The organism is Micromonospora sp. NPDC048947 (assembly GCF_040649495.1).
In the GTDB taxonomy this organism is placed as follows: domain Bacteria; phylum Actinomycetota; class Actinomycetes; order Mycobacteriales; family Micromonosporaceae; genus Micromonospora; species Micromonospora alfalfae.
Window position 1 is genome coordinate 111,423 of record NZ_JBEZFO010000012.1, and the last position, 26,441, is coordinate 137,863.

The window sequence follows — 26,441 nt, forward strand, 5'->3', positions numbered from 1 at the left end:
AGCGCTCGGGGCACGACCTGTGGTCTGACAGTGACGAACCGGGCCTCCGGGCGGCTAATGTCACACCATGGAGCGGCGAATCTTCGGCCTCGAGACCGAGTACGGCGTCACCTGCACCTATCGCGGGCAGCGGCGGCTGTCCCCGGACGAGGTCGCGCGGTATCTGTTCCGTCGCGTGGTGTCCTGGGGCCGGTCGAGCAATGTCTTCCTGCGCAATGGGGCCCGGCTCTACCTGGACGTCGGGTCGCATCCGGAGTACGCGACACCGGAGTGCGACTCGGTGACCGATCTCGTCGCCCACGACCGGGCCGGCGAGCGGATCCTGGAAGGGCTGCTCGTCGACGCGGAGAAGCGACTGCACGACGAGGGCATCGCGGGTGAGATCTACCTGTTCAAGAACAACACCGATTCCGCCGGCAACTCGTACGGCTGCCACGAGAACTACCTTGTCTCGCGGCACGGCGAGTTCGGCCGGCTCGCCGACGTGCTCATTCCGTTCCTGGTCACCCGGCAGTTGATCTGCGGGGCCGGCAAGGTCCTGCAAACCCCACGCGGCGCTGTCTACTGCCTCTCGCAGCGGGCCGAGCACATCTGGGAGGGCGTCTCCTCGGCGACCACCCGCAGCCGCCCGATCATCAACACCCGCGACGAGCCGCACGCTGACGCCGAGCGCTACCGGCGGCTGCACGTGATCGTCGGCGACTCCAACATGAACGAGGTCACCACGCTGCTCAAGGTCGGCACCGCCGACATCGTGCTGCGGATGATCGAGGCCGGGGTGGTGATGCGCGACCTGTCCCTGGAGAACCCGATCCGGGCCATCCGGGAGGTGTCGCACGACATCACCGGGCGGCGCAAGGTGCGGTTGGCCAACGGCAAGGAGGTCAGCGCCCTGGACATCCAGCAGGAATACCTCGCCAAGGCCACCGAGTTCGTCGAGCGACGCGGCGGCGACCAGGCCGCCAAGCGTGTCGTCGAGCTGTGGGGCCGGGTGCTCAACGCGGTGGAGAGCGGCGACCTGGAGCCGGTCTCCCGGGAGATCGACTGGGTCAGCAAGCTGCGGCTGATCGAGCGCTACCAGCGCAAGCACGACCTGCCGCTGTCGCACCCCCGGGTGGCGCAGATGGACCTGGCCTACCACGACGTGCGCCGTGGCCGGGGCCTCTACGGGCTCCTGGAGCGCCGCGGCGATGTCGACCGGGTGGCCACCGACCCGGAGATCTTCGAGGCCAAGGAGACCCCGCCGCAGACCACCCGGGCCCGGCTGCGCGGCGAGTTCATCCGGCACGCCCAGGAGAAGCGCCGGGACTTCACCGTCGACTGGGTGCACCTGAAGCTCAACGACCAGGCGCAGCGCACAGTGCTCTGCAAGGATCCGTTCCGAGCGTACGACGAGCGGGTGGAACGGCTGATCGCCAGCATGTGACCGGTTGCCGGCCCCGTCGGTGCGCTGCGCCGACGGGGCCGGTCAGCCCTGCGCACCGAGCGGTTAAGCTGAGCGCGCCATGACGACTTCTGGACCTTCCGACCGCTCCGAGCGCGGCACCGAGCGGCAGAACTGGGTCGAACGCCGGCGGGAGAAGATCCGCGCCGAGATCGACCGTAACCGGCGCGGTGACTACACGGTGCCGACGTGGGTGCTGGCCCTGGCGCTGGTGCTCATAGTGGGCGGCTGGCTGGCCCTGATCTTCCTGGCCTAACCCACCCCACCCCACCCCACCCCCAGCGCGCGTTGATCATGAAGTTATTGCCATGACACGCCGAGGCGGCGGGCAATAACTTCATGATCAACCGGGCTGAGGGCCGGGGCCGGGGCCGGGGCCGGGGCCGGGGGCCGGGGTGGGGGTTGGTTAGGGGAGGAGGGTTGCGGCGTGGCGGCCGGCGGCGGCTGCCGCCAGGAAGTACGCGTGGTCGGCGTCGAGCCCGCGGCCCATTGTGGACAGGGGTACGGCGCTGGCCCGCAGCGCGGCGTCCAGACCGTCGGTGAGCACCCGGACGATCCGGTGCCGGGCCGCCAGGGGCGCCAGCGCCGTGTGCACCTCGGCCGCGAGGGACGGCGCCAGGTCCTCGGGCACCACCAGGTCCGCCGGGGCGAGCGCCACCCGGCCGTACGCGGTGAGGCTGTGGTGTGACACCCCCCGGTGTCGGGGGCGGGGATCGGCGTCGGAGATGCGCAACGATCCGACCGGCTTCCCGCCCAGCGTGGCGATCGCGTTGACCGCCTCGCCGACGGCGACGCCGGAGAAGCCCCACCGGGTTCCGGTGCCCAGGTTGCCCGGTCCCTGAGCCACGATCACCACGTCCGCGTGGAGCACGTACCGGGCCGCGAGCAGGCCGCCGTGCAGGGTGGTGGCCTCCAGGTCGCCGCCGAACGCCTGCCCGACGGTGATCGTGCCGGCCAGTTCGGCCCGTAGCCCGGCGAGGGTGCGGGAGAACCAGGCGGGCAGCGCCCCGCCGTCGGTGAGCAGGTACGCCACCCGCGCCTGCGGGGCGTCGGCCCGGATGCCGGCCAGGATCGCCGGGAGCGCCGAGTGCAGGTCGGCGGTGACCACCGGCAGGCCGCCCAGGTCGTCCGCGTCGGCCAGCACGTCGCGGTGCGGGGACGCCTCCTCGTCGACGCCGAGCAGGATCGGCTGCAACGGCGTGTAGCGGGCCTTGACCAGGTGCCCGGCGTCGCGGGTGTCGGCGACGTCGGGTGGGTCCGGCGGCAGCCGGTCCGGCAATGCGACCACCAGGGCGTACCCGCCAGTGCCCAACCCCATCAGCAGCGCACCGGCGTTGAGCAGCACCCGGTCACCGGGCTCGGGCGTGCCGACCAGCTTCGGGTAGGCCAGCGCCCGCATCCGCGTGCCGTCGGGCAGGTCGACGTCCAGCTCCACCGCCCCGGTCCACTGCCGTCGCAGCGTCGCCACCGTCCCCGTACGCCATCGCACCATGACGGGCACGCTAGCCGCGCGGGCCCGGCGGCCCGCGCCCGGGTGTGGGTCAGGCCGGCTCGGGACCACCGGCGTCCGGACTCGGCCCGGCCTGGGTGTGTCGGGCGGTGCCGGTGGCGCCCGGCATCGAACGGGTCGGGTCGAGGAAGACGAAGCGGATCTCCGGGTATCGCTCGGTGAGCCGCCGCTCGGCCTCGTCGGCGGTGGCCTCGATCTGCGCGCCGGTGGCCTCGTCGCGGAAGTCGACCTTCGCGGCGACAAGGATGTCCTGCGGGCCGAGCTGCATGGTCAACAGGGTGTCGATGCGCTCCACCTCGGGCAGCCCGGCCAGCTCCTGCTCGATCTCGCGGCGCAGCCGCTCCGGCACGGCCCGGCCGACCAGCAGCGACAGGTTGTTGCCGGCGAGGATCCCGGCGACGGTCAGCAGCAGCAGGCCGATCAGGATCGACGCCACGCCGTCCCACACCTCGTCGCCGGTGGCGTGCGACAGGCCGACGCCGAGCCCGGCCAGCACCAGACCGATCAGGGCCGCGCTGTCCTCCAGGAAGACCGCCTTGACTGTGGTGTCGGCGGTCAGCCGCAGAAACCGCCGAGGCGTGGTCTGCCAGCGTCGCGACTCGCGGCGGACCTGCCGCACCGCCCGGCCCAGTGAGATCGACTCGATGACGAACGACACCCCGAGCACGATGTACGAGACGAGGTAGTCGCCGCTGTGCTCGCGCACCAGGATCGTGGTGACGCCGTGGGTGACGGCGAAACCGGCGCCGGCGACGAACGTGAACATGGCGGCGAAGAACGCCCAGACGTAGCTTTCCTTGCCGTACCCGAAGGGGTGTCGCTGGTCGGCCGGACGGGCGCCGCGGCGCAGCGCCTGGAAGAGCAGCACCTCGGTGGTGGTGTCGGCGACCGAGTGCGCCGCCTCGGACAGCATCGCGGCTGATCCGGAGATCAGCCCGGCGATCAGCTTGGCGATCGCGATGGCGAGGTTGGCGGTGCCGGCGACGACGATGGTGCCGACGCTCTCGCTCTCGGGCCTGGCGTCCGCTTGCGGCATGAGGATCACCCTATGACCGTGGACGGCGACGCGCCGGGGGAGGCCCGATCCGAACAAGTGTGCGGCACGCCCGCGTGGGTGCACGGTCTGGGCGGGTCGGCTGCTAGCGTCTACCGCGTGTCGCGGACCCGCACCGAACGCCTGGTCAACCTGGTGATCTGCCTGCTGTCCACGCGACGGTTCCTGACCGCCGCGCAGATTGCCGCGACAGTGCCCGGTTACGAGCACGATCCGGACGACGCGCGCGACCACGAGGCGTTCCAGCGCAAGTTCGAACGGGACAAGGCTGAGCTGCGCGAGCTGGGTGTGCCACTGGAGACGGGCACGGCGAGCGCCTTCGACGCCGAGCCCGGCTACCGGATCGCCCACCGCGAATACGCGCTGCCCGACATCCTCCTCGAACCGGACGAAGCCGCCGCGGTCGGCATCGCCGCCCGGCTGTGGCAGCACGCCGGGTTGGCCGCCGCCGCGTCGTCGGGGCTGGCCAAGCTGCGTGCCGCCGGTGTGGACGTGGACCCGCAGGCGACCCTCGGCCTGGAGCCGATGGTCACTGTCGACCCGGCGTTCGCGCCGCTGACCGCCGCCGCCCGGGACCGCCGCGAGGTGGGGTTCGACTACCGGGTGCCCGACCGCGACGCGCCCACCCGGAGGCGGCTGCAACCGTGGGGCGTGGTCTGCTGGCGCGGCCGGTGGTATGTCGTCGGCCACGACCAGGACCGGGAGGCGACCCGCTGCTTCCGGTTGTCCCGGGTCGTCGGCGCGGTCCGGGTGACCGGCTCTCCCGGCGCCTACGAGCCGCCGGCAAACGTCGACCTGATCAGCCACGTGGCCCGCTGGTCCGGCCCGGTGGAGCGCACCGGTCGGGCCACGGTGCTGGCCGCGCCGGGGCGGGCCGCCGGGCTGCGCCGTTGGGCGGTGGAGGTGACCGCCGGGCCGGACGGCGACCGGCTGGTGCTGCCGTACGCCGACCCGGACGGGCTGGCCGGCCATCTCGTCGGCTACGGCCCGGACGTGCGGGTCCTCGACCCACCGGAGGTCCGCGAGGCGGTCATCCAACGACTCAAGGAGATCGCCGTGCGCCACGACGAGCTGGCCGTCAGCGGAGGCGCCAGGTGACCCGCCCGGCCGCCCGCAACGGTTCCCGCGCGTCCGCCGACCGGCTGGCCCGACTGCTCAACCTGGTGCCCTACCTGCTGGCCCGGCCCGGCATCGAGATCGCCGAGGCGGCCGGTGACCTGGGCGTCACCGAGCGCCAGCTCCGGGAGGACCTGGAGCTGCTCTGGGTGTGCGGGCTGCCCGGGTACGGCCCCGGTGACCTGATCGACATGGCGTTCGACGGTGACCGGGTGACCATCACCTACGACGCCGGCATCGACCGACCGTTGCGGCTGACCCCAGACGAGGCCCTCGCACTGGTGGTGGCGCTGCGGATGCTGGCCGAGACGCCCGGGGTGGCCAACCGGGAGGCCGTCGAACGGGCCCTCGCCAAGATCGAGGCTGCGGGCGACCTGGTGGGCGCGCCGGTGGCGGTCCGGTTGCCCGGGGACACCGGGCGGGTCGAGGCGCTGCGCGCCGCGGTGGAGGGCGGCAAGGCGCTGCGGATCACCTACTACACGGCGGCCCGGGACGAGACCACCGAGCGCGTCGTCGACCCGCTGCGGATGCTGATGGTCGGCGGTCGGGCGTACGTGGAGGCGTGGTGTCGGCGTGCGGAGGCCGTCCGGCTGTTCCGCGCCGACCGGATCGACGCGGTCACCGAGTTGGACGAGCCGGCCACGGTGCCGCCGCAGGCAGTCCCGCACGACCTCACCGAGGGCGTGTTCCGCCCCTCGGCCGACCTGCCGTTGATCACCCTGCGCATCGGCCGGGGCGAGCGGTGGATCACCGAGTACTACCCGTGCGAGCGGGTGGAGGCCGGCGACGGCGACCAGTGGCTCGTCTCCCTGCGGGTCACCGACCTGGGCTGGGCCCGCCGGTTCGTGCTCGGCCTCGGCCCGGAGGTGAGTGTGGTCGCCCCGGTCGCGTTGGCCGAGCAGGTGCGGGCGACGGCGGCCGCCGCGCTGGACGCGTACGCAGTGCCCACGCCCACGGCCGCGCCCCGGCCGCCCGAGGTCGACGCGGAGCGCGCGCCGTCGGGTGACAGGGCGGTGGCCGGCCGCACCCAGTAGGCTGACCGCCGTGCTGATCTGGATCGTGCTCGCGGTGGTGTTGCTACCCCTCGTGGCGCTCGCGTTGGCAGTGCGCCCGGTGTTGGCCCGGCTGCCCCGACTGCGCCGCGCAGCGGTGGCGTTGCAGCGGCGGGCCGTCGAGGCCGAGGCGCTGCGGGAAACCGCCGAGGCGCTGCAACAGCGTGCCGAGGACGTCCAACGTCGGCTCGACACCGCGTCCCAGCGACTCGCGGTCATCAAGGCCAAGCGCGGCTGATCGAGTACGCACCCGGCGGTGGTTGACGGATCATCGCGGGTTGGTCAAGACTTCACCCTCCCGCCCGGACCACCACCACCCAGTGGGTGGCGGGCAGCCGATCCGCACGTACGATGGGCTGCGTACCACCCCCCGGACACAGAGCGACTGGAGCTTCTCATGGGTGCCCTCAAGCCGTGGCACATCGCTGTTCTCGTGGTTGTGCTGATCCTGCTCTTCGGTGCGAAGCGGCTCCCCGACGCGGCCCGGTCGCTGGGTCGGTCGCTGCGGATCATCAAGGCCGAGACCAAGAGCCTGCAGGACGACGACCGCGACCTCGCCGAGAAGGCTGACGCGCAGGCCGGCTACCAGCCGCTGCCGCCGCACGCCGGGCAGCAGGCGCCGTACGCCGGCCAGCCGCAGCAGGCCCCGTACCAGCAGGCCCCGCCGCAGCAGCCGGTCGTCGACCCGGTGCACCGCGTCCGCGACAACTGACCGAAGGGCCCCACTCCCGTGGCCTTCGCACTGCGTAAACGCGGCACGAGCACCTTCGAACGGGCCGCCGACGGCTCGATGACGCTCATCGAGCACGTCCGCGAGCTGCGCAACCGTCTGTTCCGCGCGTCCGTGGCGATCCTCATCGGGTTCGGCTTCGGTTTCTGGTTGGCCGAGCCGGTGCTGCACCTGCTCCAGCAGCCCTACTGTGACCTGCCGCAGGCCCGATATGTCGACGGCAAGTGCGAGTTCGTGCAGCTCGGCCCGGCCGACCTGTTCCTGCTCAACCTGAAGGTCGCGCTCTGGGTCGGGTTGATTGTGGCCGCGCCGATCTGGCTGTACCAGCTCTGGGCGTTCATCGCGCCTGGCCTGCACCGGCACGAGCGGCGCTACGCGTACTTCTTCACCGCGCTCGCCGCGCCGCTGTTCGCGGCCGGTGCGGTACTGGCGTACTTCGTCACGTCCAAGGGCCTGGAGTTCCTACTCAGCATCTCGGACAGCGAGATCAGCACGACCTTGGAGATCACCAAGTACATCTCCTTCGTCACCAACCTGATCCTGTTGTTCGGCGTGGCCTTCGAGTTCCCGCTCGTCGTGCTGATGCTCAACTTCGTGGGCATCGCCAGCGCGAAGCGGCTGCTCAGCTGGTGGCGCGTGGCGATCTTCGTGTTCTTCGCCTTCTCCGCAGTGGTCACCCCAACCCCGGACCCGTTCGGGATGACGGCCCTGGCCATCTGCCTGTCGGCGCTCTACTTCGGCGCGGTGGGCATCGCCTTCCTCAACGACAAGCGGCGTGGGCGGGGCAAGGAGATTTATGCCGGCATCGACGACGACGAGGTGTCGCCGTTGGAGTTCGACGCGGACCCGGTAGTGGCCGGGCAGCGGGTCGACTCGGCAGCGCCGATCGGCGAACCCGAGCCGATCGCCAAACCGGCGCCGATCGAACGCCGCTACGACGACATGACCTGACGGCTCCGCGCCGACCGGTCCACCGACGCCGTCCCCGTGTTTCGGGGGCGGCGTCGTCGCGTCACCTCCCGCGTCGGCGGCGGAACTGTTGGTGACGGCGGCTGCCCCTGGCGAACGACGGGTGTACGACCGGTACGGTGCTGCCCGTGACCGCAGACGATCACCTGCCCGGCCCGGTCGCCGTGCTCGCCAACCCGAGCGCCGGTCGTGGACGGCACCGGGCGTTGCTGCCCCGGCTGCTGGACGGCTTGGCCGCCGCCGGGCGGCCGGTCCGGTTGCTGCCGGCGTCCAGCCCCGCCGAGGCGGAGGCGGTGTGTCGGGCCGCCGTCGCCGACGGCGCTGGCGCGTTGGTGGCGGTCGGTGGGGACGGCACCGTGCACCGGGCGTTGCAGGCGGTCGCCGGGACCGCCGTGCCGTTCGGCCCGATCCCGGCCGGCACCGGCAACGACTTCGCCCTGGACACCGGCTTCCCGGCCGACCCCGTCGCCGCGGCGGCGGTGATCGCCGAGGCGGTGCGTGACGGGCGCAGCCAACCTGTCGACCTGGCCCGGATGGTCGGGGTCGACGGTGTCGAGCGCTGGTACGGCGCGGTCCTCGCGGCCGGGTTCGACGCGATCGTCAACGAGCGGGCCAACCGGATGCGCTGGCCCCGCGGCCCGCGCCGATACGACCTGGCGATCCTGGTCGAGCTGGCCCGGCTGCGGCCACGCCGTTACACGCTGCGCCTCGACGGGGTGCCACACGAGCTGGACGCGGTGCTCGTGGCGGTGGGCAACTGCCCCACGTACGGCGGTGGGATGCGGATCTGCCCCGACGCGGACCCGACCGACGGACTGCTCGACGTGGTCGTGGCGGGTCGGGTCAACCGGCGGACCCTGGTCCGGGTGAAGCCCCGCATCTACCAGGGCACCCACGTCAGCCACCCGCTGGTGCGCAGTTTCCGGGCCCGCACAGTGGAGTTGGCAGCCGAGGGCATCACCTCGTACGCCGACGGGGAACGCTCCCTGCGGCTGCCGGTGACGATCAGCGCGGTTCCGGGCGCCGTGCGGCTGCTGCGTTGACCCGTACCGCGCCGATGCTGGCGGCGATGACCAGCACGATGGCGGCGCATTCCAGCACTGTCAGCGCCTGCCGCAGCACCAGCCACCCGGCGAGCGTGGCGACGGCCGGGCCGAGGCTCATCAGCACCGCGAAGGTGGCGGTGGGCATCCGCCGTAGCGCCAGCAGTTCCAGGGTGTAGGGCAGCCCGGAGGCGAGCACCGCGAGGGCGGCGCCGAGCGCCAGCACCTGCGGGTCGAGCAGCGCGGCGCCGCCGTCGACGATGCCCAGCGGCAGGGTGGCCAGCGCGGCGACGGCCAGTGCCAGGGCCAGCCCGTCCGCGCCGGGGAAGCGGCCGCCGACCCGGGCGCTCAGCACTATGTACGCGGCCCACATGGCGCCCGCGCCGAAGGCGAAGGCCACCCCGACCGGGTTCAGCCGGTCGAAGCCGCCCTGCCCGAGCAGCGCCACCCCGGCCAGTGCGAGACCCGCCCAGCCCCAACTGGCCAGCCGGCGGGCGGAGAACACCGACAGCGCCAACGGGCCGAGCACCTCGAGCGTCACCGCCGGGCCCAGCGGGATGCGTTCGATGGCCTGGTAGAACAGCGAGTTCATGCCGGCCAGCGCCAGCCCGAACGCGCCGGCCGCGAGCCAGGCCGACCGGTCGTGTCCGCGCAGTCGGGGCCGGCACACGACGAGCAGCAGCACCGCCGAGATGGTCAGCCGCAGGGTCACCGCGCCGGCCACCCCGGTGCGCGGGAAGAGCAACGCGGCCACGGCGGCCCCGAACTGCACCGACAGCGCCCCGCCGAGCACCAGCCCCACGGCGACGATGCCGCCGCGCCGGGCCGGTGGCGTGTCGGCCGGCGATGGCGTGGGCAGCAGGATCTCGGTCACGGGCACGACGGTAGGCGGTCCGCTCCGGCTACCGTCCGGCGGTGTCCACCTGCCGAAAGGTGAGCTCTGGCAGGCGGCTGGTGGCGAGAGGGACCGGTGTGTCGCAGGCGGCCCCTGCCCGCGGTTGGGGGGACACCGAGCGGCGGTGTGCGCCGCTCGGAACCGGGGTATCCGGGGTGGCGCCGCGTGGAGCTACCGGTGACTCACATTCCCGACTGACGGCACAGCACGCCCGCTCAGGACGGCAGGGCGAGGTCGAGCGCCGCGCCCAGCCCGTTCTCCCGGCCCGGCTCGGCTGCCGGGAGCACCAGCACCGAGCAGCCGGCGGCCACCGCGCCCGCGTCCGCCGGGGTGTCACCGACCATCAGTGTCTGCTCCGGGTCGACGCCGAGCATGCCGCAGGCACGCCAGAAGATCGCCGGGTCGGGTTTGCAGCGCCCCACCTCGTACGAGAGCACGAACGCGCCGACCAGGTCGGTCAGCCCCCAGGCGTCGAAGTGTGGCCGCAGGTCGAAGCCGATGTTGCTGACCACGGCCACCGGCACCCCGGCGTCGCGCAGCGCGGTCAGCGTGGGGGCGGTGTCGGCGTACGGCAGCCAGCCCTCGGTGGTCAGCAGCCGTTCGTAGAGCGCGTCGGCGAAGCCGTCGATGCCGGCGTCGACGGTCTCGGCCAGCCCGGTGTACGCGCCCCGGTGGGCGTGTTGGTAGAGGTCCCGGTCCGCCCACAGCTCGGCGAGTCGGGGCGGCACCCGTGCCGGCAGTGGCCCGCCGGCGCGGCCGGCGGTCAGCAGTCGGTCGGCCAGCGAGGTGGCGCGGACCCGGTCCAGCGTGACGCCGCACGCCGCCGCGGCCTGCAGCACCCACCGCTGGGGGTCCTCCACCTGGGCCAGGGTGCCGTGGAAGTCGAAGAGCACCGCCTTGACAGGGCGTCGGGACGCCCGGCGGGCGGCGGGCGCCTCGGCGGTGCCCGGCGGACTGGTCTGGGGCGGTTCGGCATGGTCCGGCACGCCGTGCACCCTACCGACCGCCCCCGACCGCCCCTCCGGACGGCCTTGTGGGGTGACATGTCTCGGCACGCACTAATCTTGGTGCCATGTCGAGCCCCGCCGAGCGGTACGCAGCGGCGCGCCGCAAGGCCGCACAAGCCGCACAGTTTCCGGCGCTGGACGAGTTCGCCCTCGAGTTGGGGTTCGACCTCGACGACTTCCAGCGGGAGGCGTGCCAGTCGCTGGAGCGGGGCAGCGGTGTGCTGGTCTGCGCTCCCACCGGTGCCGGCAAGACGGTGGTCGGGGAGTTCGCCGTCCACCTGGCGTTGCGGGGGCGGCCCGACGACCCGGTGCCCGCCGCCGACGCGACGACCTCACCGGCGCGGCGCAAGTGCTTCTACACCACGCCGATCAAGGCGCTGTCCAACCAGAAGTACCACGACCTGGTCGCCCGGTACGGCGCCGAGCAGGTCGGCCTGCTGACCGGCGACAACGCGATCAACGGTGACGCCCCGGTGGTGGTGATGACCACCGAGGTGCTGCGCAACATGCTCTACGCGGGCTCCAGCACCCTCGAGGGCCTGGCCTACGTGGTGATGGACGAGGTGCACTACCTGGCCGACCGGTTCCGCGGTGGGGTCTGGGAAGAGGTGATCATCCACCTGCCCGCCTCGGTCACCCTGGTCTCGTTGTCGGCGACCGTCTCCAACGCCGAGGAGTTCGCCGACTGGCTGGTCACCGTGCGCGGCGAGACCGCCGTGGTGGTCAGCGAGCACCGGCCGGTGCCGTTGTGGCAGCACATGCTCGTCGGCAAGCGGATGTTCGACCTGTTCCACGACGCCGACGCCGCCCGCAAGCACGACGTGCACCCGGAGTTGCTTCGTTACACCCGGGAGACCGCGCGGCGGCTGGAGTTGGGTGAGGGGCGCAGCGCGGGGCCGGGTGCCGGCCGGCGTGGCCCGCGCTGGCGTGGCCCGTTGCGCCCGGACATCGTCGACCGACTGGACCGGGAGGGTCTGCTGCCGGCGATCCTGTTCATCTTCAGCCGGGCCGGCTGCGCCGCAGCGGTGCAGCAGTGTCTCGCCGCCGGGCTGCGGCTCACCTCGGCCGAGGAGCGGGCCGAGATCCGCAGGGTCGTCGAGTCGCGGGTCACCGCCATTCCCGGCGAGGACCTGTCGGTCCTGGGCTACTGGGAGTGGCTGGACGGCCTGGAACGCGGCCTGGCCGCCCACCACGCCGGCATGCTGCCGGTGTTCAAGGAGGTCGTCGAGGAGTTGTTCGTCCGCGGCCTGGTCAAAGCGGTCTTCGCCACCGAGACGTTGGCGTTGGGCATCAACATGCCGGCCCGCTGCGTGGTGCTGGAACGGCTGGTCAAGTACAACGGCGAGGCGCACGTCGACCTGACCCCGGGGGAGTACACGCAGCTCACCGGGCGCGCCGGCCGGCGAGGCATCGACGTGGAGGGGCACGCCGTCGTGGTGTGGTCCCCGGAGACCGACCCACGGCACGTGGCCGGGCTCGCGTCCGCCCGCACCTACCCGCTGCGCTCCAGCTTCCGGCCGTCGTACAACATGGCGGTGAACCTGGTCGGCACTGTCGGCGCGGAGCCCGCTCGGGCCCTGCTGGAGTCCTCGTTCGCCCAGTTCCAGGCGGACCGGTCGGTGGTCGGCCTGGCCCGGCAGGTGCAGCGCAACACCGAGACCATCGAGGCGTACGGCGCGGAGGCCGCCTGCCACCATGGCGACTTCGACGAGTACTTCGCGCTGCGGGTGGCGATCGCCGACCGGGAGAAGGCGATCGCCCGGCAGGGGCAGACCCAGCGCAAGGCCGCCGCGGTTGCCTCGTTGGAGCGGCTGCGGGTCGGCGACGTGATCCGGGTGCCGTCGGGCCGGCGGGCCGGGCTGGCCGTGGTGCTGGACCCGGCGACCGGTGGGTTCGGTGAGCCCCGGCCGCTGGTGCTCACCCAGGACCGTTGGGCCGGGCGGGTCAGCCCGGGCGATTTCACCACTCCGGCCGAGGTGTTGGCCCGGATCCGGGTGCCCAAGCACTTCAACCACCGGTCCCCGGGCGCCCGGCGGGATCTCGCCGCCGAGGTCAGCGGCACCGGCCTGGATCGGCACGGTGGCCGACGCGGCGGCCGTTCCCGGCAGGTCAGCGGCGAGGACCACCAGATCGCCCAGCTCCGCACCGAGCTGCGTCACCACCCCTGCCATGCCTGCCCGGAGCGGGAGGAGCACGCCCGCTGGGCGGAGCGGCGTCGGCGGTTGGAGCGCGACACCGAGGAGCTGCGCGAGCGCGTCAGTGGTCGTACGGGGTCCCTCGCGCGAACGTTCGACCGGATCGTGGCGTTGCTGACCGAGCGTGGCTACCTCGCCCGCGACGGCGCGGTCACCGACGCCGGTCGGATGCTGGGCCGGATCTGGACCGAGGCGGACCTGCTGGTCGCCGAGTGTCTGCGCCGGGGGGTGTGGAACGGGTTGTCCCCTGCCGAGCTGGCCTCCGCGGTGTCAGTGGTGGTGTTCGAGGCGCGCCGCGATGTCGACGAGCGGGCGTCGCTGCCGCGCGGGCCGGTTGCCGACGCGGTGGACGAGACGCTGAAGCTGTGGGGGGAGATCGAGGCCGACGAGGCGGCGCGGGGGCTGACGGCGACCCGGGAGCCGGATCTCGGCTTCGCCTGGCCCGTCTACCGGTGGGCCCGGGGCGAGGCGCTGGCGAAGGTGCTCGGCAGCGGTCACGAGATCGATGGCGAAATGCCCGCCGGTGACTTCGTCCGGTGGGCCCGACAGGTGGTCGACCTGCTCGGTCAGATTGCCGACTCCGGCGGTGCCACAACGGAGCTGCGGTCGACGGCTCGACAGGCTATAGCGGCAGTCAATCGAGGCGTTCTCGCGTACCACACGTCAGCGTGACAATTACGCTCAGTCATTTTTCGTCGGTGAATCGACGCAGCGGACGGTTACCGCGACGGCACCCCTCGAACAGCGCGGGGGGCACTGTTGCGCCTGATCACAGCACCCCTGATCATTGCCGAGGCGTCTTGTTGACGCGTCGGTAACGAATGGGGAGAAAGCCGCCGTGGCGGAGATCAATCACTTTGAGTATGGGTGGATCACGCCCTCGCTGAGCTACGCGCTGTCCGTGCTCGGCTCGATCCTCGGTCTGGTGTGCGCCGGGCGCATCCGCACGGCTCGGACGAACGGCCAGCGGGCGTGGTGGGGTCTGCTGTCGGCCTGGGCGCTGGGTGGCACCGCCATCTGGGCGATGCACTTCATGGCCATGCTCGGCTTCGCCGTGGAGAACACCCGCATCCGCTACGACGTGCCGCTGACCGCGGCCAGCACGGCCATCGCCGTGGGAGCGGTCGGTATCGGCCTGGCCATCGTGGGCACCGGCCGGCTGAATCCGGTACGCCTGATCGCCGGCGGTATCTTCACCGGCGCGGGCGTGGCCTCCATGCACTACACCGGCATGGCCGCCATGCGCCTCAACGGCAGCCTCGGCTATGACACGGTCCGGGTCGTGCTGTCGGTGGTCATCGCCGTGGTGGCGTCCACCGTCGCGCTGTGGCTCGCGATGACCGTCCGGCGGGGGTTGGCGATCTTCGCCTCCGCACTGGTCATGGGCATCGCCGTGAACGGGATGCACTTCACCGGCATGAGCGCCCTGTCGGTGCACCGTCACGAACGGACGGGTGAGGTGACCGGCGCCGGGGTGAGCACCCTGCTCGTGCCGATCGTGCTCGCGGTGGTCTTCGGGGTCGTCGGTCTGCTCTACGCGCTGCTCGCCGCTCCGACCGACGACGACCGGGCCGCCACCGCGTACCTGGACGGGCGGCGGCTCTCGGAACCGGCGGCTGCGGCGCCCACCGCTGCTCCCGACCCCGTGGGGTTGCGTGCCCGCTCCACCCTCGGCCAGCCCGGCACTCCGTTCCCGTCCCGCCGGGACACACCGCCGCGCTGACGCCGTGCGCCCGGCCCGCCCCATCCGCGCCCGCTGAGGAGGCGGATCAGGTCGGCCGCCGGCTGGGTCGGCTGCCGTCGATCGCGAGGGTGACCAGCAGCCCGGGGTGGTCGGTCGCCCCGTGCATGGGCACCAGGCTACGACAGCAGAGGGTGATGTCGGTGGTCGCCGTGACGTGTTGCAGTCGGCCGTCGTCGACCCGCTGATGGCCCGGCGGGGTGCAGGACCGCACGTCGGGGTCGTGGCCGGCGCGCAGGTTCAGGTCGCCACCCAGCACGGTGGGCTCGTACCCGGCGTTGCGGCTGATCGTCGGCAGGATGGTGTCGAGCAGGTGGTCGCACTGGGTGAGCGCGACGCGGTAGCCGGTGGCCGACAGGTGCGTGGTGCAGGCGAGCAGGGCGCCGTCGACGTCGACGCAGAGCCAGGCTCGTTCCTCGGGGTCCGCGAGGTCCTGCGTCGGGTGGGTTCCGGCGTACACGGTGGGCGGGGCGGCCGGCGTCCGCACGTGGGCCAGCAGCCCGATGCCGAACCGTTGGCCGTTGCGACAGCGGGTGTCGTCGCCGCTCGGTCGGTCGCCGGCGGCCTGGAACGCGGCCACGACGGTCCGCCCGGGGTGCACGGTCTGAAAGACGCCGCGCAGCTCGGACACGTCACCGGCGCAGACTTCGTTGAGGGTGACCAGATCGGGTGCCTCGATGGTGATCACCTCGGCGGCCCTGGCCATCGCTCGGCCGGTGTAGCAGCCGGCGCGGCCACTGTTGCAGAGGTTCAGCTGGAGCATCCGTAGAACAGTGGGCTGCGCGGCGTCGGTGGGCGCGGCACGCGATGCGTCCGGCCGGTTGGCCGGCAGTGCGGCGGCGGCGAGGAGGCAGCCCACGGCCAGGGTTCGGCGCAGGAAGCGGTACTGGCGGGCGGCCACACGAACTCCGGGGTGCACGAGGCGACAGTCGTCGCCGAGGTTCCAGTGATCCTACTGGCGGCCGAATCGACGATCGAGATCCAGAGCGGTGGGCCGAGGGGGTACGCGCCGCGCGGCGCGTACCCCCTCGGGTCGCTCAGTGGGCGCGGACCGCGACGGCCGTGTAGGGCGTGGTGGGGGTCGGCGGTGTGGTGAATCGGGCGTTGGGCAGGTAGAGCCGGCCCAGCGCCCTGGCCACTGTGGTGGGTACGTCGAAGTTCGGATCGGTGATGGTGCTGGTGAGCGCTCCGGCGGTGCCGGCATTGTTCAGCCGGACCACGGCGATCTGGTTGAGGCGGTTCTGCACGACGTAGAGGGTGCGGCCGAGCAGGAGAAGTCCGTCGCCGTTGGTGAAGGTGTGGCCCGGCACGTCCACGACGGTGCTCGCCCCGGTCGCCGGGTCGACCCGGTACAGCGTGCCGGTGGTGGACTGGACGACGATCAGCGCCCGGCCGTCCGGTGTGGTGGCGATGCCGTTGAGGTTCACCCCCGTGCCGACCTGCTCGTACGCGCCGGTCAGCGTGATCGTGGTGAAGGCGTCGGCGGGCGGCAGCGCCCCACCGCGACCGAGCGGCAGCCGGTAGAGCACCGGCCGGTTCGAGTCGGTGAAGTACGCCGCGTCGCCTGTCAGCACGACGTCGTTGACGAACGTCGGGGCGGTGGCGAACTGGTAGCGGGCCAACACTTCGCCGGTGCGGGTGTCGAGCACGCGGGCGTCGCCGGCCGTGCCCCCGGAGACGAAGAGCCGGCCACGTGGATCGACCTTGAGGCCGAGCGACGGCGTGCCGGTGGCCGCGCCGATCGTCGTGCCCCGGCCGGTGACCAGGTCGACGCGTTGGATGGCACCGGTGGCGCGGGAGCCGAAGTAGGCGTACCGGCCGGCGGTGGCAATGCCCTCGGGCTGGAACCCGTCGGGGAGGGCGAGGACGGCCGGCGGCGGCCCCGCGGGGTGCGCCTGCGCCGGCGCGACGGCGACGGTGGCCAGCATGGCGGCGGTCAACGCGCCGCCGAGCGTGGTGCGGAGGGGGCGGTTCACTGTGCTCCTTCCGGGCGGAAGCGGCACGAGCCGACACGTCCGCCACGTTCACTGGGGCCAGGACCCTCCCCACTGTACGACCGCTGGCGGGCGCCCGCCCGGCGTCACCGGCGCGGCCTTCGGGTGACCGCGCCGGTGAGCCCGTCGAGCGGGGCGGAGGTCAGGCGTTGCGGACCAGCCTCCACCGGTTGTCCGCGCTGCCGTTGTCCGGATCCTGCACGGCCTGCGCTCCCCAGGCGGTCGACGCGTTCAGGATCCCGAGCAGCTTGTTGCTGTTGACGTTGCGGATCTTGTAGGTGCCGTCGCCGTTGTCCACCAGGATCCACCGGTGATCGGCGGTGCCGTTGTCGGCCCACTGCAGGACCCGGGCGTTGTCGGCGGTGGACATGTTCTCCACGCCCAGGACCTTGCCGCTGTTGACGTTGCGGAACCGGACCGCGTTGCCGTCGGTGATGACCACCCAGTTGTGGTCCGCGGTGCCGCTGTCGCCCCACTGCACGGCCAGACCACCGTCGGCGGTGGACATGTTCTGGACACCGAGGACCAGCCCGGTGCCGACGTTGACCAGGCGGTAGCTGCCGGTGGGGCCGCCGCTGCCGCTGGTGTTCCAGTAGACCGTGTAGTTGTAGCCGTGGGCGTCGTAGAAGGGGGCGAGGTTCACCGTGGACCCGTTGGCGCTGGCGGTGAACGCGAGCGAGCTGGTGCTGGTCCGGGTGATCGAGGAGACGGTGAGGGTGGGCAGGGTGCTCAGGGCCGTGTTGCCGTAGTTGCCGGCCAGCACCGCGGGGCCGTACGTGACCGCGCCGACGTTGGCGTTGTCGTTGGCGGCCTTGACGGCGACCTGCATCGGCAGCCGCACGGTGATGGTGTCGCCCGCGGCCCAGGTGCGCGTGACGGTGGCGTAACTGCCCGGTGTGGTGGTGACGTTCTCCACAGTGCCGTTGACGGCGATCGTCGCGCCGCTGGTCCAGGACGGGATCCGGACCCGGATGCTCCACGACCCGCTCATCGAGCCGGACAGGGTCAGCGTGGTGGTGTCACTGGCCGGGAAGCTGGTGGTCTGGGTGACAGTGATGCCGCGCTGCGTCCAGTTCAGCACCGACGGCGTGAACAGGTTCACGCTCAGTGTGGTGCCGTTGTAGAAGTAGATGGAGTCCATCAACCTCGTGTTGATCTCCAGGCCGGTGCCCTGGCAGCACCAGAACGAGTTGTAGTCGGTGCTCCAGGTGCCGCCACCCCACGCCGGGCCCACACCGCGACGTCCGCCCGGCCGCAGCGGGGTGAAGTAGGTGATGTGACCGTGGCTGTCGGACGGGTTCTGCCCGCCGATCAGGTGGTTGATCAGCGCGCGCTCGTAGAAGTCGAAGTAGTCCGCCCGGTTCGGGTCGAGCAGCCACAGCTCCCGGGTCAGCTTGAGCATGTTGAACGTGTTGCACTGCTCGCAGGTGTCGTTGCTGAGGTAGCCGGCGATCGCGTTCGGCGACCGGAAGTGCTCGGCCTGGCTGTTGCCGCCGATGGCGTACGTGTGCGCGCCGACGGTGATTCGCCACGCGTTGCTGGCGATGTCCCGGTAACGGGTGGTCCCGGTGGCCTTGTACTCGCGGGCGGCGCCGATCCACTTGGGCACCTGCGTGTTGGCGTGCAGCCCGTTGAGCTGGTCCTGGCCGGAGGCCAGGGGGTTGAACACGGAGTTGTGGTCGAACCGCTGTGCGGTGGCGAGCCAACGGCTGTCGCCGGTCTGCTGGTAGATGTCGGCGAGCACGTCGTTCATGCCACCGAATTCGGTGCCCAACATCGACTGCATCTGGCTGGAACTCAGCCGGGATGTCCGGGTGTCGACCCAGCCGGCGAGGGACAGCAGCACCGTACGGGCCTGCGTGTTGCCGATGTAGCGCCAGACGTCGAGCAGGCCGGCGAGGGTCTTGTGGATGCAGTAGTAGGGCACGTTGCCGTTGGACAGCGTCCGAGCCTCGAGCGCCGTGAAGTCGGACTCCGGGAAGCCGGAGAGGTAACCCGCGCCGAACCCGGCGGCACCGTTGTTCGCCTGGCACTTGGCCAGTTCGGCGACCATGTAGTTCGCCTTGTCCCGGCAGGTGGTGTCACCCAGCACCGCGTACGCGTACGCCCAGGCGCTCAGGAAGTGGCCCTGCATGTGGGTCCGGAACGGGAAGTTCGGCGCGTCCCAGCCACCGTTGGTGGCGGCGCCGTTCGTGGACAGCCGGTGGTTGGCCCGGAAGTTGTAGAGCATCCGGTCGACGTCGACGAACCGCAGGTAGTTGAGCGTCCGTGTCTGGTTGTCCATCCAACGGCCGGAGCTGAGTCGTACCTGACCCGGGTCGAACGCGTACGCCGAGACGCCGATGTCGGACCGGGCCGGGGGCACGACGGCCGCGGACGCGCTCCCGGGGGAGACGGCGACGCCGCTCGCGGAGACCACCACTGTGGCTCCGGCGGCCTGAAGCAGGTGACGGCGGCTGAGGGGCAGGGGTGGCATGGGGGACCTCCAGGTGGCCGGGTACGTCGGGGCCGCCATCGATGGCGGGGGATCGTCGGCGGCATGGGGCCGGCGACGGGTGCGGTGTGGGTGGGTGGAACGTGGGTCGCCGTGGACGCCGGGTGCCCACCCCTGCGCTTATCGCGGCACATCGATGTGATCGCTAACATAGTTCGTCGTTAACACGCCCGCAACCCCCGAGGCACCTCGCCGACCCATTCCCAGCGCGACCTGGCCCGGGGCGTCGGGCCCCGGTGGCGGTCATGGCCCGAGACGGGCATCCGCCGGGCCTGCGATCACCGGAGCGTGACCGTGGGTGACGGATGCCGATGACTCTCCGTCCGTTGACGCCCGTTCGGCCGCTCAGTACCGTGCATCGTAAATCTTCGATGTCAACGTCGATACATCACTGCTGCGATGTGGTTACGACGGTCATCCCGCGCCTCACAAAAATCCAGGTCAGATAGGAGAGGAGGCATTCAGGAACATCCTGTTAGCGCTAACACGGCCGCCGGTCGTGCTGCTCGGCGCGCGAACGGCACAGCCCGTTCGCGCGACCGCCGGCACAGCGGTGGCTCGCCCAGTCGGACATCGCGTACGGCGCACTCTCTGTGGGAGTAATAGTGAAAGTGACAGATCGAACCACAACCCGGGCCACCCGCCGGGCCAGGCGCGTCATCGCCTGGCTGGCGAGCATGGCCTGTCTCCTCGCACTGATTCCGGGTACGGCCAGGGCCGACAACCCCATTGTCCAGAACATCTACACCGCCGACCCGGCACCGATGGTGCACAACGGTCGCGTCTACCTCTACACCGGACATGACGAGGACGGGTCCACCTATTTCACAATGCGTGAGTGGCGGGTGTACTCGTCCGCCGACATGGTGAACTGGACCGATCACGGCTCGCCGATGAACCTGGCGACGTTCGCGTGGGCGGACGCCAACGCGTGGGCCGGGCAGGTCGTTCCGCGTAACGGCAAGTTCTACTGGTACGTGCCGGTGCGCCAGCGCTCCAACGGGCAGATGGTCATCGGCGTCGGGGTGGCGGACAGCCCGACCGGGCCGTTCCGCGACGCGCTCGGTCGACCACTGGTCGGCAACAACGAAATCGACCCGCACGCGTTCATCGACGATGACGGGCAGGCGTATCTGTACTGGGGCAACCCGGGTCTGTGGTACGTGAAGTTGAACCCGGACATGATTTCGTTCTCCGGCAGCGCGACACGCATTCCACTCACGACGGCGGGGTTCGGTACCCGTAACGGCAATGCGAGTCGGCCGACGCTGTATGAGGAGGGGCCGTGGGTGTTCAAGCGCAACGGGTTGTACTACAACGTGTTCGCGGCGGAGTGCTGCTCGGAGTTCATCGCGTACTCCACCGCGACGGGGCCGACCGGGCCGTGGACGTATCGGGGAACGATCATGCCGCGGCAGGGCGCCAGTTTCACCAATCACGCGGGTGTGATTGATTTCCAGGGCGGCTCGTATTTCTTCTATCACAACGGGGCGTTGCCGGGTGGTGGTGGTTACACCCGCTCGGTCGCCGTGGAGAAGTTCAGTTACGGCAGCAATGGCCTGTTCCCGACGATCACGATGACGAACACCGGTGCCCCGCAGGTGGGCACGCTGAACCCGTACGTGCGGCAGGAGGCCGAGACGATCGCGTGGGGCTCGGGGATCGAGACCGAGGCGTCCAGCGAGGGCGGGATGAACGTCGGTTGGATCGAGAACGGCGACTACATCAAGGTCAAGGGCGTCGCGTTCGGGGCGGGTGCGACCTCGTTCAGCGCCCGGGTCGCGTCGGCCACCAGCGGCGGGCGGATCGAGGTACGCCTCGACAGTGCCAGCGGCCCGACCGTGGGCACCTGCACAGTGGGTGGCACCGGCGGCTGGCAGGCCTGGAGCACCACCACCTGCGCGGTCAGCGGAGCGACCGGCACCCGTGATCTCTACCTGCGCTTCGCCGGCGGCAGCGGCAACCTGTTCAACATCAACTGGTGGCAGTTCGGCGGTGCCGGCGGCAGCGCCACCAACCTGCTCACCAACGGCGACGTGGAGAACGGCACGACGGGCTGGGGTGTGCACGGCAGCGGCACCCTCGCCAGGAACACCACTGTCGCGCACGGCGGCAGCGGATCGTTGTCGATCACCGGCCGGACCGGCGCCTGGAACGGCCCCAGTCAGGACGTGACCACCAAGCTCACCAACGGCAGGAGCTACACCACGAACGTCTGGGTACGAGCGCAGAGCGGCACCCCGTCGGCGAAGGCGACGCTGTCGCTGACAGCCAACGGCACGACGAGCTACCTCCAGCTGACGCCGGCGGTGGGAGTGAACGTCAACGGTTGGACCCTGCTCACCGGCACCACTACCGTTTCGTGGAGCGGCACGCTGAGCAACGCCGCCTTCTACGTGGAGACAGCCGAGGGCACCGACAGCCTCCTCGTCGACGACGCCTCGTTCCAGTGACGGTTGCTGCCGGAGCCGCGCCGGGTGCGGCTCCGGCAGCACGGCGACGTGCCCCACCACTGCGGCGGGGCGGCCCGTTTCCTGACGCTGTTGGTTACGACTTGACGAACAGCATGTTATCGCTCACAGTCGATGCTTGAGGGTAGCCGCACCAGTGGTTCACCGGGCGAACCTGCTGTGGCACCTCGACCCGCGACGTCCGCCCAGGGCATGCCGGACGTCGGGTCAGGACTCCCCGCACCGCTGCCGCGACGGCGACCGTTGCTGACGTCTCCCTGTCGCAGGAGCAGATTCGGGCGTGCGTCTCCATCGCTGCACCACCACAGAGAAGGAATCCGCATGAATCACAGAAGAGCCCTGCGAGCGGCGGTGACCATCGCAGTCACCGGCGCTCTCGCCGCCGCTATGACGATGACGCTGACCTCCACGGCCAGCGCCGGCACGACCCTCCGGGCCTCGGCGGCCGAGAAGGGCCGTTACTTCGGCGCGGCCGTCGCGACGGGCAAGCTGTCCACCAGCGCGTACACGACCATTCTGAACCGTGAGTTCAACAGCGTCGTGGCTGAGAACGAGATGAAGTGGGACGCCACCGAGCCGCAGCAGGGTCGGTTCAGCTACACCGGTGGTGATCGTCTGGTCAGTCACGCGCAGGCCAATGGCATGAGCGTGCGGGGCCATGCGTTGCTGTGGCACCAGCAGGAGCCGGGTTGGGCGCAGGGCATGTCGGGCAGCGCGCTGCGCAGCGCGATGATCAACCATGTCACGCAGGTGGCGACGCACTTCCGGGGCAAGATCTATGCCTGGGACGTGGTGAACGAGGCGTTCGCCGATGGTGGTGGTGGTGGGCGTCGTGACTCGAACCTGCAGCGCACCGGCAACGACTGGATCGAGGCGGCGTTCCGGGCGGCGCGGGCGGCGGATCCGGGTGCGAAGTTGTGTTACAACGACTACAACACCGACGGGGTCAACGCGAAGTCGACGGGGATCTACAACATGGTGCGGGACTTCAAGTCCCGTGGCGTGCCGATCGACTGCGTGGGCTTCCAGTCGCACCTGGGCACCTCGTTGGCCGGTGACTACCAGGCCAACCTGCAGCGGTTCGCCGACCTCGGCGTGGACGTGCAGATCACCGAACTGGACGTGATGACCGGCGGCAACCAGGCCAACATCTTCGGCGCCGTCACCCGCGCCTGCATGAACGTCTCCCGTTGCACCGGCATCACCACCTGGGGTGTGCGGGACTGCGACTCGTGGCGTGGTTCGGACAACGCGCTGCTGTTCGACTGCAACGGCAACAAGAAGGCCGCGTACACGAGCGTTCTGAACGCCCTCAACGCCGGCCCCGCCATCCCCACCACGCCGCCGCCGACGGACCCGCCGCCGACGACGCCCCCGCCGACGGACCCGCCGCCCACCACTCCGCCGCCGGGAACGGCCGGTTGCTCGGCGTCGGTGTCACTGAACTCGTGGAACGGCGGGTTCGTGGCCACCGTGAAGGTGACCGCCGGCTCCGCCGGCACGAGCGGGTGGAACGTCGGTGTCACCCTTGCGAGCGGTGCGAGTGTCACGAACACCTGGAGCGCGACGGCCAGTGGCTCGACCGGCAGTGTGCGGTTCGCCAACGTGGACTACAACGGCCGCCTCGGCGCGGGCCAGGTCACCGAGTTCGGTTTCCAGGGCACGGGCAGTGGGGCCGGCATCACGCCCACCTGCACCGCCTCCTGAGCACGACTGACTGACCCGGCACACATCGGCCGGTGTGGGGGACCGATCCTGGTCCTGCACACCGGCCGACGTCGTGTCGCGACGATCAGATCGATCAGGAGTACGGAAGCCGCAGCACCGACTGGTTGCCGATGCCCAGCGTGGTCGGGTTGTTGCCGATCGCCGACCAGACCTCCACCCGGACCGTGCCGTTGCTCAGCGCGCCCAACGTGCCGGTGGCCGAGGACAGGCCGGCGTTCTGGGTGTAGTGCTCGTAGCCGGTGACCGGGTCGGTGGCGAAGTAGCGCAGCGTCTCCACCCGTTCCCAACTGCCGTTGCCGGTGAGGTCGTAGGAGATCCGCACCTGCACGCCGTTGCCGACCGCCGTCCCGGCGTCCACGAACAGGTCGAACGCCGTCTGCCCGCCGGCGTAGGCGAGGTTGAGGCCGGTCGCCGTGAAGACCTGGGCGTTGGTGGGCGTACCGTCGTGGTTTCCGTTCGCCGCCGCGACCGTCGTCGTGGCCGCGCTACCGGCGGCGCCCAACCCACCTCCGGGCAACAGGTACCGCGTCGGCCCGCCGGTGGACGGCGGCGGGGTGGTCGGCGGCGGGGTGGTCGTCGGCGGTGGATCGGTCGGCGTCGTCGGGGGGACGCCGCCGGCCGCGTTGCCACCACTCCAGGTGTACGCCCCGGTGGTGGCCGTCCTGCCGGCGCCCACCGCGAGCGTGGTGCCGTTGGAGAACGTCACGGTGATCGGCGTCGCCGTCGGGTTCGACGCCACGTAGGTCCGCGCCCCGTTGCGGGAGAAGACGGCGGACAGCGGATGGTTGCCGGTCACCGTCGTGTCGACATTGCCGAGGGCGGCGAGGTTACGGATCCAGTGGAACGTGTGCGCCCGGCTCTCTCCCTCCTCGGGGGTGTAGCCCGGGTTCGCACGGAGGTTCGCCAGCGCCGTGTCGGGGTCGCCGAGGGCCTGGAACTGCCAGAGGATGTCCTGCCACACAGTGGGCTGTCCGCCGTTGTTGCGGACGAGTTCGGCGTAGTTGGTCCGCACGTACGCCGGGTTGTTGCCCAGGTAGAGGTGACCGCCGGTGACCGGCAGCAGGTTGATGCCCTGGATCATCTCCGGTTCGCCGCTGAACCAGGTGGCGTACGCGCCGCCGTCGCCCCAGACCATGCCGACCGTGGAGTGCCCGAACGCGCTCGGGAAGTTCTGGTCGCTCACGTCGAACCAGTACTCCTGGATCGCCGCGGCCTGCGTGGTGTAGAGGAAGACGCCCGCGTCGCGGACCGCCGTGTTGCCTGTCGTCTGCCCCCACTGGATCAGGGCGCTCGCGAAGTTCATCCCCTCCGACGAGGACTCCTGGTTGTTGCCGGAGCCGAAGGAGCCGTGCCCGGACGCCCAGTCGTGCCCGGCGTAGATGTCGAAGTCCCGCAGGTACGGGAAGCGGGTGTCGTCGCGACGGTAGTTGTTGGCGTCCCGGATCAGCAGGTCGACCATCCCGCCGTAGCGGCTGGTGGCCGCCCAGGCCGGGTCGAACTTCGCCAGTGTCGCGGCGGCGGCGATGTAGTAGCCGTAGTGGAAGTGGTGGTCGTTGAGCTCCTGGTCGGACCCGTACGACGCCGGGTAGCCGATCAGGGTGCCCCAGTTGTTGTCGTAGTAGAAGACCCTGCTGGTCTTGCCGCTGGACGCGGTGAACCAGTCGGTGAGCGTGCTGCGGATCGCGTTCAGCGCGCTGTCGCGCGTCGTGGTGTCGTTCACCTGGTCGGCGATCTCGGCGATCCGCGCGGCCCGGCCGAGCCCCTTCCCGGTCCAGTAGGTGTCGTTGCCGCGTTGGTCCATCGGGTTCGCGCGGGTGGCGGCCAGGTGCCCGGTGAGCGTCGACAGGTCACCACCGCTGCCGTCACCGACGGCCGGCAGCTCCGGCAGGATGCCTTGGAACTTCATCGCGGTGCGGAACTGGTTGACGCCGGTGAGTACCTTCATCCGGCCACGCGCCGACGGGTAGGTCGGCGTGATCGCGGTGGAACCGCTCAGCGACTTCCACTGGTGCGGGTAGAGGCTGACCACTGTCTGCGTGGCGGTGCCCTCCCGCGCGGTAGTGGTGAACGCGTACGTGGTGGTCAGGCCGCTGGTGGCCGGGTTGTAGGCGTACGACACCTGGGTGCCCGTCACGTGGGCGTGCGCGTACTGGCCATAGGTGGCGGCCAGGCTGGCGCGCTCGGTGGTGCTCGACGTGGGCGGCAGGAGGGCGACGGAGAAGTAACCGCGGCCGGCCAGGGTGGACGAGATCCGCCCGGACGCCACGCTCCAGCTGGCGCCGCTGGGCGCGAACCCGACGTAGTCGTGGCCGTTGACCCGGAAGCCGATGGTGGCGCCGCTGTTGGACCAGACGTCGGGGGTGCCGGCGGTGCTGATCTGCGCGTTCCCCCCGGTGGTCTGGAAGTACGCGAACGGCAGACCGTGGCCGATGGTCGCGCGCATGGTGCGCGTGCCGTCGCTCCAGTGCGGGCTGACCGTCCAGTCCGTCCAACCGTCGACCTTCACCAGTGGAGCGGCGAGCCCGGCCACACCGACCCGGATGTCCTGCACGTACGGGTAGTGGAACTCACCGACACCGGTGGCGGTGCCGCTGATGGCGGGCGTGGAGTTGGCGGAGAAGCCGAGCCCGTCGCCGAAGGTGTCGTACGAGATCGGGTGGGCGTGCAGCGGCTCGCTGAACGAGCAGTCGGTGCGCTTCCACAGCAGTGAGGACCACCAGTCGTTGGTGGGGATCGGCCCGGCGGGCGCGTTGGCGGTGGCGAACTGCCGGGGGTTGCTGGACATCGCGCCGCAGCCGCTGGGGAGCGGGCCGACAGGTGTGGTGGTGTAGCTGCCGGCGCCGACGGGTGCGGCTTCGGCCGCGCGGGTGACGGGGATGGCGAGGCCGCCGACGACCAGGGCCAGCGCGGTGGCGGCGGCCAGGGCCCATCGGCGGTGGGGGACGGGAGGTTTCATCGTGCCTCCATCGCGCGCTGGGTGCGGCCCTTGCCGGGTCCA

At 71.1% G+C, this 26,441-nt stretch carries 20 protein-coding genes; 12 read left to right on the forward strand and 8 right to left on the reverse strand.

From position 1 onward, the window contains the following. Positions 1–67: 67 nt before the first annotated feature. Positions 68–1,426 carry a Pup--protein ligase gene (gene pafA, locus AB0B98_RS18775; protein WP_210781723.1) on the forward strand — a complete coding sequence of 453 codons (1,359 nt, stop codon included), beginning with the start codon at positions 68–70 and terminating at the stop codon, positions 1,424–1,426. A gap of 79 nt (positions 1,427–1,505) precedes the next feature. Beyond that, positions 1,506–1,700: a hypothetical protein gene (locus AB0B98_RS18780; protein WP_238672306.1), complete on the forward strand. Its 195-nt coding sequence runs from the start codon at positions 1,506–1,508 to the stop codon at positions 1,698–1,700. A gap of 150 nt (positions 1,701–1,850) precedes the next feature. Here the strand turns inward: AB0B98_RS18780 and AB0B98_RS18785 are convergent, their stop codons facing one another. Further along, the gene (locus AB0B98_RS18785) at positions 1,851–2,936 is read right to left on the reverse strand and encodes a DUF3866 family protein (protein WP_357364065.1); all 1,086 of its coding nucleotides are present in this window, start codon (positions 2,934–2,936) and stop codon (positions 1,851–1,853) included. 49 nt (positions 2,937–2,985) lie between these two features. After that, a complete protein-coding gene (locus AB0B98_RS18790) occupies positions 2,986–3,990 on the reverse strand; it encodes a cation diffusion facilitator family transporter (protein ID WP_357364067.1) in 1,005 nt (334 codons plus the stop codon). 117 nt (positions 3,991–4,107) lie between these two features. Here AB0B98_RS18790 and AB0B98_RS18795 point away from each other — a divergent pair, with 117 nt between their 5' ends. The 6 genes from AB0B98_RS18795 (at position 4,108) to AB0B98_RS18820 (ending at position 8,918) form a co-directional block, all read left to right on the forward strand. Further along, positions 4,108–5,106: a WYL domain-containing protein gene (locus AB0B98_RS18795; RefSeq protein ID WP_238672303.1), complete on the forward strand. Its 999-nt coding sequence runs from the start codon at positions 4,108–4,110 to the stop codon at positions 5,104–5,106. After that, positions 5,103–6,158, forward strand: coding sequence for a YafY family protein (locus tag AB0B98_RS18800; RefSeq protein WP_357364069.1), 1,056 nt, complete (start codon positions 5,103–5,105; stop codon positions 6,156–6,158). Before AB0B98_RS18795 ends, AB0B98_RS18800 begins: the two co-directional genes overlap by 4 nt. A 10-nt stretch (positions 6,159–6,168) precedes the next feature. After that, positions 6,169–6,414, forward strand: coding sequence for a hypothetical protein (locus AB0B98_RS18805; protein ID WP_357364071.1), 246 nt, complete (start codon positions 6,169–6,171; stop codon positions 6,412–6,414). Between the two features lie 159 nt (positions 6,415–6,573). Then, the gene (gene tatA, locus AB0B98_RS18810; protein WP_124855346.1) at positions 6,574–6,888 is read left to right on the forward strand and encodes a Sec-independent protein translocase subunit TatA; all 315 of its coding nucleotides are present in this window, start codon (positions 6,574–6,576) and stop codon (positions 6,886–6,888) included. 18 nt (positions 6,889–6,906) lie between these two features. Continuing rightward, positions 6,907–7,857: a twin-arginine translocase subunit TatC gene (gene tatC, locus AB0B98_RS18815; protein ID WP_357272738.1), complete on the forward strand. Its 951-nt coding sequence runs from the start codon at positions 6,907–6,909 to the stop codon at positions 7,855–7,857. 137 nt (positions 7,858–7,994) lie between these two features. Then, positions 7,995–8,918, forward strand: a complete 924-nt coding sequence (locus tag AB0B98_RS18820; RefSeq protein WP_357272746.1) for a diacylglycerol kinase — start codon at positions 7,995–7,997, stop codon at positions 8,916–8,918. Here AB0B98_RS18820 and AB0B98_RS18825 read toward each other — a convergent pair. Together AB0B98_RS18825 and AB0B98_RS18830 are read right to left on the reverse strand one after the other, a co-directional pair. Continuing rightward, entirely contained in the window at positions 8,881–9,798 is a 918-nt protein-coding gene (locus AB0B98_RS18825) for an EamA family transporter (protein WP_357364073.1), read from the reverse strand. The genes AB0B98_RS18820 and AB0B98_RS18825 overlap by 38 nt on opposite strands. Before the next feature lie 230 nt (positions 9,799–10,028). Continuing rightward, complete coding sequence (locus tag AB0B98_RS18830; RefSeq protein ID WP_238672296.1) at positions 10,029–10,799, reverse strand: HAD-IA family hydrolase; 771 nt, start codon at positions 10,797–10,799, stop codon at positions 10,029–10,031. An 86-nt stretch (positions 10,800–10,885) separates the two neighbouring features. On the opposite strand from AB0B98_RS18830, the gene AB0B98_RS18835 reads away from it, so the two are divergent. Both AB0B98_RS18835 and AB0B98_RS18840 read left to right on the forward strand, forming a co-directional pair. Further along, positions 10,886–13,687 (forward strand): DEAD/DEAH box helicase, encoded by a 2,802-nt coding sequence (locus tag AB0B98_RS18835; RefSeq protein ID WP_357364075.1) that lies wholly within the window; start codon positions 10,886–10,888, stop codon positions 13,685–13,687. 166 nt (positions 13,688–13,853) lie between these two features. Next, the gene (locus tag AB0B98_RS18840) at positions 13,854–14,738 is read left to right on the forward strand and encodes an MHYT domain-containing protein (protein ID WP_357364078.1); all 885 of its coding nucleotides are present in this window, start codon (positions 13,854–13,856) and stop codon (positions 14,736–14,738) included. Between the two features lie 46 nt (positions 14,739–14,784). On the opposite strand, the gene AB0B98_RS18845 is transcribed toward AB0B98_RS18840, so the two are convergent. The 3 genes from AB0B98_RS18845 to AB0B98_RS18855 all read right to left on the reverse strand — a co-directional run bounded on the left by AB0B98_RS18845 (position 14,785) and on the right by AB0B98_RS18855 (position 19,226). After that, complete coding sequence (locus tag AB0B98_RS18845) at positions 14,785–15,657, reverse strand: endonuclease/exonuclease/phosphatase family protein (protein WP_357364080.1); 873 nt, start codon at positions 15,655–15,657, stop codon at positions 14,785–14,787. A gap of 136 nt (positions 15,658–15,793) precedes the next feature. Next, complete coding sequence (locus AB0B98_RS18850; RefSeq protein WP_357364082.1) at positions 15,794–16,732, reverse strand: superoxide dismutase; 939 nt, start codon at positions 16,730–16,732, stop codon at positions 15,794–15,796. Between the two features lie 160 nt (positions 16,733–16,892). Further along, positions 16,893–19,226, reverse strand: a complete 2,334-nt coding sequence (locus tag AB0B98_RS18855) for a beta-L-arabinofuranosidase domain-containing protein (protein ID WP_357364084.1) — start codon at positions 19,224–19,226, stop codon at positions 16,893–16,895. A 695-nt stretch (positions 19,227–19,921) separates the two neighbouring features. On the opposite strand from AB0B98_RS18855, the gene AB0B98_RS18860 reads away from it, so the two are divergent. After that, positions 19,922–21,697: a family 43 glycosylhydrolase gene (locus tag AB0B98_RS18860; RefSeq protein ID WP_357364219.1), complete on the forward strand. Its 1,776-nt coding sequence runs from the start codon at positions 19,922–19,924 to the stop codon at positions 21,695–21,697. 339 nt (positions 21,698–22,036) lie between these two features. Then, positions 22,037–23,422: an endo-1,4-beta-xylanase gene (locus tag AB0B98_RS18865; RefSeq protein WP_357364086.1), complete on the forward strand. Its 1,386-nt coding sequence runs from the start codon at positions 22,037–22,039 to the stop codon at positions 23,420–23,422. A 94-nt stretch (positions 23,423–23,516) separates the two neighbouring features. Here AB0B98_RS18865 and AB0B98_RS18870 read toward each other — a convergent pair whose 3' ends face one another. Continuing rightward, entirely contained in the window at positions 23,517–26,399 is a 2,883-nt protein-coding gene (locus AB0B98_RS18870) for a glycosyl hydrolase (RefSeq protein ID WP_357364088.1), read from the reverse strand. Positions 26,400–26,441 lie beyond the last annotated feature (42 nt).